At 67.3% G+C, this 9,799-nt stretch carries 22 protein-coding genes; all 22 read right to left on the bottom strand.

What is annotated here, in order from left to right:
* Positions 1-41: 41 nt before the first annotated feature.
* Complete coding sequence (gene rplO / locus VGO20_RS22645; RefSeq protein WP_327504656.1) at positions 42-521, bottom strand: 50S ribosomal protein L15; 480 nt, start codon at positions 519-521, stop codon at positions 42-44.
* A 19-nt stretch (positions 522-540) separates the two neighbouring features.
* Positions 541-732 carry a 50S ribosomal protein L30 gene (gene rpmD, locus VGO20_RS22650; RefSeq protein ID WP_327504657.1) on the bottom strand — a complete coding sequence of 64 codons (192 nt, stop codon included), beginning with the start codon at positions 730-732 and terminating at the stop codon, positions 541-543.
* A gap of 2 nt (positions 733-734) precedes the next feature.
* Entirely contained in the window at positions 735-1,334 is a 600-nt protein-coding gene (gene rpsE, locus VGO20_RS22655; RefSeq protein WP_327504658.1) for a 30S ribosomal protein S5, read from the bottom strand.
* Between the two features lie 12 nt (positions 1,335-1,346).
* Positions 1,347-1,709, bottom strand: a complete 363-nt coding sequence (rplR, locus tag VGO20_RS22660; protein ID WP_327504659.1) for a 50S ribosomal protein L18 — start codon at positions 1,707-1,709, stop codon at positions 1,347-1,349.
* A gap of 11 nt (positions 1,710-1,720) precedes the next feature.
* Positions 1,721-2,254, bottom strand: coding sequence for a 50S ribosomal protein L6 (rplF, locus tag VGO20_RS22665; RefSeq protein ID WP_327504660.1), 534 nt, complete (start codon positions 2,252-2,254; stop codon positions 1,721-1,723).
* 10 nt (positions 2,255-2,264) lie between these two features.
* The gene (gene rpsH, locus VGO20_RS22670) at positions 2,265-2,663 is read right to left on the bottom strand and encodes a 30S ribosomal protein S8 (RefSeq protein ID WP_327504661.1); all 399 of its coding nucleotides are present in this window, start codon (positions 2,661-2,663) and stop codon (positions 2,265-2,267) included.
* A 13-nt stretch (positions 2,664-2,676) separates the two neighbouring features.
* Positions 2,677-2,982 (bottom strand): 30S ribosomal protein S14, encoded by a 306-nt coding sequence (gene rpsN, locus VGO20_RS22675; RefSeq protein WP_327504662.1) that lies wholly within the window; start codon positions 2,980-2,982, stop codon positions 2,677-2,679.
* A gap of 18 nt (positions 2,983-3,000) precedes the next feature.
* Complete coding sequence (rplE, locus tag VGO20_RS22680) at positions 3,001-3,543, bottom strand: 50S ribosomal protein L5 (protein WP_327504663.1); 543 nt, start codon at positions 3,541-3,543, stop codon at positions 3,001-3,003.
* 8 nt (positions 3,544-3,551) lie between these two features.
* On the bottom strand, positions 3,552-3,866 hold the full coding sequence (rplX, locus tag VGO20_RS22685) for a 50S ribosomal protein L24 (RefSeq protein WP_327504664.1): 315 nt from the start codon (positions 3,864-3,866) through the stop codon (positions 3,552-3,554).
* Positions 3,866-4,234: a 50S ribosomal protein L14 gene (gene rplN, locus VGO20_RS22690; RefSeq protein ID WP_327504666.1), complete on the bottom strand. Its 369-nt coding sequence runs from the start codon at positions 4,232-4,234 to the stop codon at positions 3,866-3,868. The genes rplX and rplN overlap by 1 nt, the downstream gene beginning before the upstream one ends.
* A 17-nt stretch (positions 4,235-4,251) precedes the next feature.
* A complete protein-coding gene (gene rpsQ, locus VGO20_RS22695) occupies positions 4,252-4,527 on the bottom strand; it encodes a 30S ribosomal protein S17 (protein ID WP_327504667.1) in 276 nt (91 codons plus the stop codon).
* 12 nt (positions 4,528-4,539) lie between these two features.
* Positions 4,540-4,740, bottom strand: a complete 201-nt coding sequence (gene rpmC, locus VGO20_RS22700) for a 50S ribosomal protein L29 (protein ID WP_414639881.1) — start codon at positions 4,738-4,740, stop codon at positions 4,540-4,542.
* On the bottom strand, positions 4,740-5,162 hold the full coding sequence (gene rplP / locus VGO20_RS22705; protein WP_327504668.1) for a 50S ribosomal protein L16: 423 nt from the start codon (positions 5,160-5,162) through the stop codon (positions 4,740-4,742). The genes rpmC and rplP overlap by 1 nt, the downstream gene beginning before the upstream one ends.
* 34 nt (positions 5,163-5,196) lie before the next feature.
* Positions 5,197-5,874, bottom strand: coding sequence for a 30S ribosomal protein S3 (gene rpsC / locus VGO20_RS22710; RefSeq protein WP_327504669.1), 678 nt, complete (start codon positions 5,872-5,874; stop codon positions 5,197-5,199).
* A complete protein-coding gene (rplV, locus tag VGO20_RS22715) occupies positions 5,874-6,269 on the bottom strand; it encodes a 50S ribosomal protein L22 (protein ID WP_327504670.1) in 396 nt (131 codons plus the stop codon). Before rplV ends, rpsC begins: the two co-directional genes overlap by 1 nt.
* A gap of 2 nt (positions 6,270-6,271) precedes the next feature.
* A complete protein-coding gene (rpsS, locus tag VGO20_RS22720) occupies positions 6,272-6,550 on the bottom strand; it encodes a 30S ribosomal protein S19 (RefSeq protein ID WP_327504671.1) in 279 nt (92 codons plus the stop codon).
* A gap of 12 nt (positions 6,551-6,562) precedes the next feature.
* On the bottom strand, positions 6,563-7,390 hold the full coding sequence (rplB, locus tag VGO20_RS22725; protein WP_327504672.1) for a 50S ribosomal protein L2: 828 nt from the start codon (positions 7,388-7,390) through the stop codon (positions 6,563-6,565).
* A 26-nt stretch (positions 7,391-7,416) separates the two neighbouring features.
* Positions 7,417-7,725 (bottom strand): 50S ribosomal protein L23, encoded by a 309-nt coding sequence (locus VGO20_RS22730; protein ID WP_327504677.1) that lies wholly within the window; start codon positions 7,723-7,725, stop codon positions 7,417-7,419.
* A 5-nt stretch (positions 7,726-7,730) separates the two neighbouring features.
* Positions 7,731-8,351: a 50S ribosomal protein L4 gene (rplD, locus tag VGO20_RS22735; RefSeq protein ID WP_327504673.1), complete on the bottom strand. Its 621-nt coding sequence runs from the start codon at positions 8,349-8,351 to the stop codon at positions 7,731-7,733.
* Between the two features lie 6 nt (positions 8,352-8,357).
* Positions 8,358-9,110, bottom strand: coding sequence for a 50S ribosomal protein L3 (gene rplC / locus VGO20_RS22740; protein ID WP_327504674.1), 753 nt, complete (start codon positions 9,108-9,110; stop codon positions 8,358-8,360).
* A gap of 72 nt (positions 9,111-9,182) precedes the next feature.
* A complete protein-coding gene (rpsJ, locus tag VGO20_RS22745) occupies positions 9,183-9,491 on the bottom strand; it encodes a 30S ribosomal protein S10 (protein ID WP_327504675.1) in 309 nt (102 codons plus the stop codon).
* A 136-nt stretch (positions 9,492-9,627) separates the two neighbouring features.
* On the bottom strand, positions 9,628-9,799 hold a 172-nt coding region (locus tag VGO20_RS22750), incomplete at its 5' end, for an EF-Tu C-terminal domain-related protein (RefSeq protein ID WP_473964863.1).

A 9,799-nucleotide genomic window follows, 5' to 3' on the forward strand; every position in this document is an offset into this window, starting at 1 on the left:
GCACCGGCCCGCCCCAGTTCACTGCCCCACCCGCCGGCGCGTCACTCGGCGGTCGGCTCGGCCCGGGCCGGCGTCGTGACCGTGCCGCCGAGCTTCTCGACCGCGGCGACCGCCGAGGCCGAGGCGCCGGCGACCTGGAACGAGGCCTTCGTCTTCAGCTCGCCCTTGCCGAGCAGGCGAACGCCGTCGCGGCTGTTCACCGCGACGCCGGCCGCGACCAGCGCCGCGTCCGTGATCACCTCGTTCGGGTCGAGCCGGCCGGCCTCGATCGCGTCCTGGACCTTGCCCAGGTTGGCGACCGAGTAGTCCTTCGTGAACGGGTTCTTGAACCCGCGCTTGGGCAGGCGCCGCGTCAGCGGCATCTGGCCGCCTTCGAAGCCCTTGATCGACACGCCGGTCCTGGAGGTCTGGCCCTTGACGCCGCGCCCGGCGGTCTTGCCCTTGCCGGACCCGATGCCGCGCCCGACCCGCATGCGCTCCTTGCGTGCGCCCGGGTTGTCGCGGATCTCGTTGAGTTTCATGGGATACCGTCCTTCCGCCTCAGCCCTGGCTCTCGACCCGGACGAGATGCTTGACCTTGTCGATCATGCCGCGCACGGAGGGAGTGTCCTCCAGTTCGCGGGTGCGATGCAGCTTGTTCAGGCCGAGGCCGACCAGGGTCGCCCGCTGGTCCGACCGGCGGCCGATCGGGCTGCCGACCTGGGTCACGATGATGGTGCGCTTGTCGGCCATGCTCACGCCTCCCTCGCCTCGGCGCCCGCACCGGCACCCTCGCGCCGGCCGAGGATGTCGCTGACGCGACGGCCGCGGCGCGCCGCGACGGCGCGCGGGCTGACCACGTGCTGCAGGGCGTCGAAAGTCGCCTTGATCATGTTGTGCGGGTTCGACGTGCCGACCGACTTGGTCACCACGTCGGCCACGCCCAACGCCTCGAAGATCGCGCGCATCGGGCCGCCGGCGATCACGCCGGTGCCCGCAGGTGCGGCGCGCAGCACCACCCGCCCGGCGCCGAAATGGCCCTGGACGTCGTGGTGGAGCGTCCGGCCCTCGCGCAGCGGCACGCGGATCATGGCCCGCTTGGCCTGGTCCGTCGCCTTGCGGATGGCCTCGGGCACCTCGCGGGCCTTGCCCGAGCCGTAGCCGACCCGGCCCTTGCCGTCGCCGACCACGACGAGCGCCGCGAAACCGAACCGCCGGCCGCCCTTGACGACCTTGGCGACGCGGTTGATGCCGACCAGCTTCTCGACGAGATCGCTTTCCTCGCGATCCCTCGGGTTCCCCCGATCGCGGCCGTCGCGCTGGTCGCGCCCGCCGTCTCTTTCATTCCGTGCCATATCCAGGTCCCCTTAGAACGACAGGCCTGCCTCGCGGGCGGCGTCGGCCAGCGCCTTGACGCGGCCGTGGAAGAGATAGCTGCCGCGGTCGAACACGACCTCGGTGACACCGGCCTTGGAGGCGCGCTCGGCGATCAGCCGGCCCACTTCCTTGGCGGCATCCACGTTCGCGCCCGTCTTCAGCTTCTCGCGCAGATCCTTGTCCACGGTCGACGCCGCGGCGAGCGTGCGCCCCTCGCGGTCGTCGATCACCTGGGCATAGATGTGCTGGCTCGAGCGGAAGACCGAGAGGCGGGGGCGGCTGCCCGACTTCCGGGCGATCGCCGCGCGCACCCGCATCTTGCGGCGCGCGGAGAGTTCCTTTGACGTCTTCATTGCGGTCGCCCCTACTTCTTCTTGCCTTCCTTGCGCAGCAGGACTTCCTTCTCGTACTTGACACCCTTGCCCTTGTAGGGCTCGGGCTTACGGAACGAGCGGATTTCCGCTGCGACCTGGCCGACCTTCTGCTTGTCGAACCCGGACACGGAGATCGCCGTCGGCTTCTCGGTCTTGATCGTGATCCCGTCGGGGACCGGATACTTGACCTCATGGCTGTAGCCGAGCTGGAGCACGAGGTCGCCGCCCTGGACCGCGGCGCGGTAACCGACGCCGTTGATCTCGAGGTTGACCGTGTAGCCCTGGCTGACGCCGACCACCATGTTGTTGACCAGGGTGCGGGACGTCGCCCACATCACCCGGCCACGCTTGCTGTCCGTGCGCGGCTTAACGACGACGGTGTCGCCCTCCTTGGAGGCCGCCACGTCGTCGATCAGGGTCATGCTGAGCTGCCCCAGCTTGCCCTTCGCGGTGATGGTCTGGCCGTTGACCTGGACGTCAACTCCGGCCGGCACCGGCACCGGATGCTTTCCGATACGCGACATGGGCCACTCCTTAGAACACGCGGCAGAGGACTTCGCCGCCGACATTGGCGGCGCGGGCCTCTAGGTCGGACATCACGCCGCGCGGGGTCGACAGGATCGAGATCCCGAGACCGTTGTAGACGCGCGGCAGCTCCTTGATCTTCGAGTAGACGCGGCGGCCAGGCTTGCTGACGCGCTGCAGCTCGCGGATCGCGGGCTCGCCTTCATGGTACTTCAGCTCGATGCGCAACTGCGCAATTCCCGGCCGGATCTCCTCGCGGGAATAGCCGCGGATGAAGCCTTCGCGCTTCAGGACGTCCAGGACGTTCGCCCGGAGCTTCGAAGCGGGGCTGTCCACCGCGGCCATGCGGGCGCGCTGACCGTTGCGGATGCGGGTCAGCATATCGCCAAGAGGATCGCTCAACGCCATCTTCGTGGTTCCCTTACCAGCTCGACTTGACCATGCCCGGGATCTGGCCGACGGAGGCCAGGTCCCGAAGCGTGATGCGCGAGAGCTTGAACTTGCGGTAGAAGCCGCGCGGACGACCGGTCATCGCGCAGCGGTTGCGGATGCGCGTCGGCGAGGAGTTGCGCGGCATCTCGGCGAGCTTGAGCCGCGCCTCGAACTGCTCTTCCATCGGAAGCGACCGATCCTTGGCGATCGCCTTGAGGCGGGCACGCTTGGCGGCATGCTGCTTCGCCAGCTTCGTGCGCCGCTTGTTCTTCTCGATTGAACTGACTTTGGCCATGGCCTGTACTCCCGGCGCTCAGGCGACGAACGGCATGGAGAAGCCCTTCAGGAGGGCCTTGGCCTCCTGGTCGGTCTTCGCGCTCGTCACGATGATGATGTCCATCCCGCGGATCTCGTCGATCTTGTCGTAGTCGATCTCGGGGAAGACGATCTGCTCCTTCAGACCCATGGAGTAGTTGCCCCGTCCATCGAAGCTGTTGCCCGACACGCCGCGGAAGTCGCGGACGCGCGGCAGCGCGATGTTGATCAGACGGTCGAGGAACTCGTACATGCGCTCCTGGCGCAGCGTCACCTTGCAGCCGACCGGCATGCCTTCGCGCAGCTTGAACTGGGCGATCGACTTGCGCGCGCGGGTGACGACCGGCTTCTGGCCGGCGATCGCGGTCAGGTCGCTGACCGCCGCCGTCACCTTCTTGCCGTCGCTGGTGCCTTCGCCCACGCCCATGTTGATGACGATCTTCTCGATGCGCGGAACCTGCATGTCGCTCTTGTACTCGAACTCAGTCCTAAGCTGAGGACGAACGACGTCGACGTAATGCTTCTTGAGCCTCGCAGCCATGGCGCGCCTCACAGATCGATCACTTCGCCGGAGCGCTTCGCGAAGCGCACCTTGCGGCCGTCCTCGAGGGTCTTGAACCCCACGCGGGTCGGCTTGTTGTCCTTGGGGTCGACATGGGCGACGTTCGAGACGTGGATCGGCGCCTCGATCTCGACGATGCCGCCGGCCTGCGTCGGGGTCTGCCGCTGGTGCTTCTTGACGATGTTGACGCCACGCACCTTGACCCGGTTCTCCTTCGGCAGGACCTCGATCACCTCGCCGGTCCGGCCCTTGTCGCGTCCGGTGAGGACGACGACCTTGTCCTTCTTCCTGACCTTCAACATCACAGCACCTCGGGCGCGAGCGAGATGATCTTCATGAACTTGCGGCCGCGCAGCTCGCGGGTCACCGGGCCGAAGATGCGGGTCCCGATCGGCTCGCCCTGCTTGTTGATCAGCACGGCGGCGTTGCGGTCGAAGCGGATGGAGGTGCCGTCGGTGCGGCGCAGCGCCTGCGCCGTGCGGACGATCACGGCGCGATGGACGTCGCCCTTCTTCACGCGGCCGCGCGGGATCGCCTCCTTGACCGAGACGACGATCACGTCGCCCACGGAGGCCACCTTGCGCTTGGAACCGCCGAGCACCTTGATGCACTGCACCCGGCGCGCCCCGCTGTTGTCGGCGACCTCCAGGTTGGTTTGCATCTGGATCATTGTTCAGACCTCGTCATTCAAGTGGCGACCGCGGTGCCTTCGGGAGCGGCGGCCCTCGCCGCGTCTCCGGTCAGCACGCGCCAGCGCTTGCTCTTCGAAATCGGACGGCATTCCTCGATGAAGACCGTGTCGCCGGCCTTGAACCGGTTGTCCTCGTCGTGGGCTGCGTACTTCTTCGACTGGCGGATGAACTTCTTGTAGACCGGGTGCATGACGCGGCGCTCGACCAGGACCGTGACGGTCTTGTCGCCTTTGTCGCTCACCACGGTGCCCTGCAGGATGCGCCGGGGCATGGCATCGACTCCTTAGTTCGCGGCCGAGCGAGCACGCTCGCCCAGAATGGTCTTGATGCGCGCGATGTCACGGCGCACCTGGCCGACGCGCGCGGTGTTCTCGAGCTGGCCCGACGCCTTCTGGAAGCGCAGGTTGAACTGCTCCTTCTTGAGGGCGAGAAGCTGGTCGTTGAGCTCGTCAGAGCTCTTGGTGCGAAAATCCGCGGGCTTCATCAGTTGAGCTCCTCACCCAGGCGGGTCACGAAGCGGCACTTGATCGGCAGCTTGGCCGCCGCGAGCTCGAACGCGCGCTTGGCGAGATCGCCCGGCACGCCGTCCAGCTCGAACATGATCCGGCCGGGATGGACGCGGGCCGCCCAGAACTCGGGCGAGCCCTTGCCCGAGCCCATGCGGACCTCGGCGGGCTTGCTGGTCACCGGCAGGTCCGGGAAAATCCGGATCCAGACCCGGCCCTGCCGCTTGATGTGACGGGTGATCGCGCGGCGCGCGGCCTCGATCTGGCGCGCGGTGATGCGCGCCGGCTCGACGGCCTTCAGGCCGTACGCCCCGAAATTGAGCTGCGTCCCGCCCTTGGCTTCGCCGTGGATGCGGCCCTTGTGGGCCTTGCGGAACTTCGTACGCTTAGGACTTAGCATGGCACATGCCCTCTAGTATCCCTTGACGCCGGCCTCAGCGAGAGACCGTCTGCTCGCCGACGCGCTTGTCCTGCGCCATCGGGTCGTGCGCCATGATCTCACCCTTGAACACCCAGACCTTGACGCCGCAGGTGCCGTAGGTCGTCTTCGCCGTGGCCGTGCCGTAGTCGACGTCGGCCCGCAGCGTGTGCAGGGGCACGCGGCCCTCGCGGTACCACTCCATGCGCGCGATCTCGGCGCCGCCGAGGCGGCCCGAGCAGTTGATCCGGATGCCCTGGGCACCCAGGCGCATGGCGGACTGGACCGCGCGCTTCATGGCCCGGCGGAACGCCACGCGGCGCTCGAGCTGGTTGGCGATGTTCTCGGCGATCAGCTTCGCGTCGATCTCCGGCTTGCGGATCTCGACGATGTTGAGGTTGACCTCCGAGCCCGTCATCTTGGCCAGCTCGACGCGGAGCTTCTCGATATCGGCGCCCTTCTTGCCGATGACAACCCCGGGCCGCGCGGAATGGATCGTCACCCGCGCCTTCTTGGCCGGGCGCTCGATCACGACCCGCGAGACGCCGGCCTGCTGGAGGCGGCCCTGCAGGAACTTGCGGAGCTTCAGGTCGCTGTGCAGCAGGTTCGCGTAGTCGCGATCGGCGTACCAGCGGCTGTCCCAGGTGCGGTTGATGCCGAGCCGGAGCCCGATCGGATTGATTTTCTGACCCATTACTCGGCCTCCTCCTGGCTGGCCTCGGCACGCTCCTGAACGATCACGGTCAGGTTGCTGAACGGCTTCTCGATCCGCGCGCCGCGGCCGCGGGCACGGGCATGGAAGCGCTTCATCACCAGGGCGCGGCCGACCGTCGCCTGGACGACGACGAGACGGTCGACGTCCAGCTGATGGTTGTTTTCGGCGTTCGCGATCGCGGACTGCAGCACCTTCTTCACCTCGCCGGCGATCCGGCGCTTGGAGAAGGTGAGGTCGGCGAGCGCTGACTGCGCGTCCTTGCCGCGGATCATCTGGGCGACGAGGTTCAGCTTCCGGGCGGAGCTGCGGATCATGGTGCCGACGGCGATCGCCTCGTTCTCGGCGACCCGCGACGCATTTGCGGCCTTGCCCATGGCTACTTCCTCTTCGCCTTCTTGTCGGCCGCGTGGCCGTAATAGGTCCGGGTCGGAGAGAACTCGCCGAACTTGTGGCCGATCATGTTCTCGGTCACGAGCACGGGCAGGAACTTCTGACCGTTGTAGACACCGAAGGTGAGGCCAACGAACTGGGGCAGGATGGTGGAGCGACGCGACCAGATCTTGATGATCTCGTTACGCCCGCTTGCCCGCGCCTTTTCGGCCTTCTTCAAGAGGTGGCCGTCGATGAACGGCCCCTTCCAGACGCTGCGCGCCACGACGTAACTCCTTTACTTCTGATGACGGCGGCGGATGATCAGCTTGTCCGTCGCCTTGTTGTTGCGCGTCTTCTTGCCCTTGGTCGGCTTGCCCCACGGGGTGACCGGGTGCCGGCCGCCCGACGTCCGGCCTTCGCCGCCGCCGTGCGGGTGGTCGATCGGGTTCATCGCCACGCCGCGAACCGCCGGGCGCTTGCCGAGCCAGCGCGAGCGGCCCGCCTTGCCCAGGTTGATGTTCGCCTGGTCGGGGTTCGAGACCGCCCCGATCGTCGCCATGCACTCGCCGCGGACCATCCGCAGCTCGCCCGACGCCAGCTTGAGCTGGGCGTAGCCCTGGTCGCGGCCCACGATCTGCACGTAGGTGCCCGCGGCCCGCGCCATCTGACCGCCCTTGCCGGGCTTCAGCTCGACGTTGTGGACGATCGTGCCCACCGGGATGCTGCGCAGCGGCAACGCGTTGCCCGGCTTGATGTCCGCGCGCTCGCCGGCGACGACGGTGTCGCCGACCTTGAGACGCTGCGGGGCCAGGATGTAGCTCAGCATGCCGTCCTCGTACCGGATCAGCGCGATGAACGCCGTCCGGTTCGGGTCGTATTCGAGCCGCTCGACCGTCGCGGGGACGTCGAACTTGCGCCGCTTGAAGTCGACCAGGCGATAGCTGCGCTTGTGGCCGCCGCCCATGCGCCGGGCCGTGATGCGGCCGGTGTTGTTGCGCCCGCCGCTCTTGGTCAGGCCCTCGGTGAGGGTCTTGACCGGCTTGCCCTTCCACAGCTCGCTGCGGTCGACCAGCACGAGCTGGCGCAGCGACGGGGTAATCGGTCGGAATTGCTTCAGTGCCATCGGATCACACTCGCCTCTTGCGCCGCTCAGACGCCCGTCGTGACGTCGATCGTGTGGCCCTGCTCGAGGGTCACGATCGCCTTCTTGAAGTCGGAGCGACGGCCCACGATCCCACGGAAGCGCTTGGTCTTGCCCTTCTGGATCAGGGTGTTCACCGCCTTGACCTTGACCTTGAACAGCCCTTCGACGGCCGCCTTGATCTCAGGCTTCGTGGCGTCCAGGGGCACCTTGAAGGTGACCTGGTTGTGTTCCGAACCCATCGTCGACTTCTCGGTGATCAGGGGAGCGACGATCAGATCGTACATCCGCTCCTGCGACACCGAAGGTTTCGAGATCTTCGTCATTTCAGGCGAGCCTCCAGCTGCTCGACCGCATTGCGCGTCAGGACGAGGGTGTCGCGACGCAGGATGTCGTAGACGTTCGCGCCCTGCTCGGGCAGCACGTCGACCAGCGGGATGTTCCGCGAGGCGCGCATGAAGCTCTCGTCCGGGTTCGAGCCATCGATGATGAGGGCCGAATTCAGGCCGAGGGTCTTGAACTGCGCGGCCAGCGCCTTGGTCTTGTGCGTCTCGACCGAGGCCTGGTCGAGAACGACCAGCTTGCCGTCGGCGAGCTTCGCCGAGAGCGCCGTCTTGAGCGCCAGCTTGCGGACCTTCTTGGTCAGGTCGTGGGCGTGGCTGCGCACGACCGGGCCGAAGATCACCGCGCCGCCGCGGAACTGCGGCGAGCGCAGCGAGCCCTGGCGAGCGCGGCCGGTGCCCTTCTGGCGGTACGGCTTCTTGCCGGTGCCGCTGATCTCGCTGACGCCCTTGGTCTTGTGGGTGCCGGCCCGGCGCTTGGCGAGCTGATAGTTCACCATGCGCGAAAGCAGGTCCGCGCGCACCGGAAGGCCGAACACCGACTCGTCGAGCTCGATCTCGCCGACCGTCTCGTTTTTCAGGTTCTTGACGCTTGCCTTCATCTCACATCACTCCTCGGCCGGGGCTTCGGGCGCCGCGCCGTCGGCCGGGGTTTCGGCCGGAGCCGGAGCCTCGGCGGCCTTGCGGACGGCGGCCGGGAACGGGGCGCCTTCCGGGGCCTTCACCTTGTGGCGCTTCACGGCGTCGCGCACGAACACCCAGCCGCCCTCGGAGCCGGGGACCGCGCCCTTGACCAGGATCAGCCCGCGGTCCTCGTCGACCTGGACGACCTTGAGGTTCTGCGTCGTGACCCGCTCGTCGCCGAGATGGCCGGCCATCTTCTTGTTCTTGAAGGTCTTGCCGGGGTCCTGGCGGCCGCCGGTCGAACCGTGCGAGCGATGCGACACCGACACGCCGTGGGTCGCGCGCAGACCGCCGAAGTTCCAGCGCTTCATCGCGCCGGCGAAGCCCTTGCCGATCGTCGTGCCGGTGACGTCCACGAGCTGGCCGGGGATGAAATGGGCGGCCGTGATCTCGCTGCCGACGTCGACGAGCGCGTCGGGAGAGACGCGGAACTCGGCGACCTTGCGCTTGGGCTCGACCTTCGCCTTGGCGAAGTGGCCGCGCATCGGCTTCGTGACGTTCTTCACCTTGGCCTTGCCGACGCCGACCTGGACGGCGGTGTAGCCGTCCTGGTCCTCGGTGCGCACGGCGACGACCTGGCAGTTGTCGACCTTCAACACAGTGACCGGCACATGCTCGCCATCGTCCGTGAAGACGCGGGTCATGCCGACCTTCTGTGCGATCAGACCGGATCGCATCGTTCTGTTCTCCTCATTAGGGACATCCTCGACGGGAGAGGTCCCTCACTCCAAAAAATGACCGCTTCGGCCTCAGATCTTGATCTCGACGTCCACGCCGGCGGCGAGGTCGAGCTTCATCAGCGCGTCCACCGTCTGGGGCGTCGGGTCGACGATGTCGATCAGGCGCTTGTGGGTGCGGATCTCGAACTGCTCGCGCGACTTCTTGTCGATGTGCGGCGAGCGGTTGACCGTGAACTTCTCGATCTGAGTCGGGAGCGGGATCGGCCCGCGCACCCGGGCACCGGTCCGCTTGGCGGTGTTCACGATCTCGCTGGTCGACTGGTCGAGCACGCGATGATCGAACGCCCGCAGGCGGATCCGGATATTCTGGTTGTCCATCGTCTCTATGACCCGTCTCAAAACCGAAGCCGCGCACCATACACAAGGCGCGGCCTCGGCACAATCTGATTACGCCGCCGGAGCGGCTTCCTTTCGTCCGAAGGGAAAGCCGCTCCGCGGCCTGCTCCGGTCCGGCTTACTCGACGATGCTGGCGACGACGCCGGCACCGACGGTGCGGCCACCCTCGCGGATGGCGAAGCGCAGGCCCTCGTCCATGGCGATCGGGGCGATCAGCGTCACCACCATCGCCACGTTGTCGCCCGGCATCACCATCTCCGTGCCTTCCGGCAGCGCCACCGTCCCGGTC

It is taken from the genome of Arenibaculum sp. (assembly GCF_035998295.1).
Lineage (GTDB): Bacteria > Pseudomonadota > Alphaproteobacteria > Azospirillales > Azospirillaceae > DASYHS01.

What these genes read in the sequence shown, in the direction of transcription:
- rplO (WP_327504656.1), bottom strand. Translation starts at nt 521, where the DNA reads ATGAAACTCAACGAGATCCGCGACAACCCGGGCGCACGCAAGGAGCGC.
- rpmD (WP_327504657.1), bottom strand. Translation starts at nt 732, where the DNA reads ATGGCCGACAAGCGCACCATCATCGTGACCCAGGTCGGCAGCCCGATC.
- rpsE (WP_327504658.1), bottom strand. Translation starts at nt 1,334, where the DNA reads ATGGCACGGAATGAAAGAGACGGCGGGCGCGACCAGCGCGACGGCCGC.
- rplR (WP_327504659.1), bottom strand. Translation starts at nt 1,709, where the DNA reads ATGAAGACGTCAAAGGAACTCTCCGCGCGCCGCAAGATGCGGGTGCGC.
- rplF (WP_327504660.1), bottom strand. Translation starts at nt 2,254, where the DNA reads ATGTCGCGTATCGGAAAGCATCCGGTGCCGGTGCCGGCCGGAGTTGAC.
- rpsH (WP_327504661.1), bottom strand. Translation starts at nt 2,663, where the DNA reads ATGGCGTTGAGCGATCCTCTTGGCGATATGCTGACCCGCATCCGCAAC.
- rpsN (WP_327504662.1), bottom strand. Translation starts at nt 2,982, where the DNA reads ATGGCCAAAGTCAGTTCAATCGAGAAGAACAAGCGGCGCACGAAGCTG.
- rplE (WP_327504663.1), bottom strand. Translation starts at nt 3,543, where the DNA reads ATGGCTGCGAGGCTCAAGAAGCATTACGTCGACGTCGTTCGTCCTCAG.
- rplX (WP_327504664.1), bottom strand. Translation starts at nt 3,866, where the DNA reads ATGTTGAAGGTCAGGAAGAAGGACAAGGTCGTCGTCCTCACCGGACGC.
- rplN (WP_327504666.1), bottom strand. Translation starts at nt 4,234, where the DNA reads ATGATCCAGATGCAAACCAACCTGGAGGTCGCCGACAACAGCGGGGCG.
- rpsQ (WP_327504667.1), bottom strand. Translation starts at nt 4,527, where the DNA reads ATGCCCCGGCGCATCCTGCAGGGCACCGTGGTGAGCGACAAAGGCGAC.
- rpmC (WP_414639881.1), bottom strand. Translation starts at nt 4,740, where the DNA reads ATGAAGCCCGCGGATTTTCGCACCAAGAGCTCTGACGAGCTCAACGAC.
- rplP (WP_327504668.1), bottom strand. Translation starts at nt 5,162, where the DNA reads ATGCTAAGTCCTAAGCGTACGAAGTTCCGCAAGGCCCACAAGGGCCGC.
- rpsC (WP_327504669.1), bottom strand. Translation starts at nt 5,874, where the DNA reads ATGGGTCAGAAAATCAATCCGATCGGGCTCCGGCTCGGCATCAACCGC.
- rplV (WP_327504670.1), bottom strand. Translation starts at nt 6,269, where the DNA reads ATGGGCAAGGCCGCAAATGCGTCGCGGGTCGCCGAGAACGAGGCGATC.
- rplB (WP_327504672.1), bottom strand. Translation starts at nt 7,390, where the DNA reads ATGGCACTGAAGCAATTCCGACCGATTACCCCGTCGCTGCGCCAGCTC.
- rplD (WP_327504673.1), bottom strand. Translation starts at nt 8,351, where the DNA reads ATGAAGGCAAGCGTCAAGAACCTGAAAAACGAGACGGTCGGCGAGATC.
- rplC (WP_327504674.1), bottom strand. Translation starts at nt 9,110, where the DNA reads ATGCGATCCGGTCTGATCGCACAGAAGGTCGGCATGACCCGCGTCTTC.
- rpsJ (WP_327504675.1), bottom strand. Translation starts at nt 9,491, where the DNA reads ATGGACAACCAGAATATCCGGATCCGCCTGCGGGCGTTCGATCATCGC.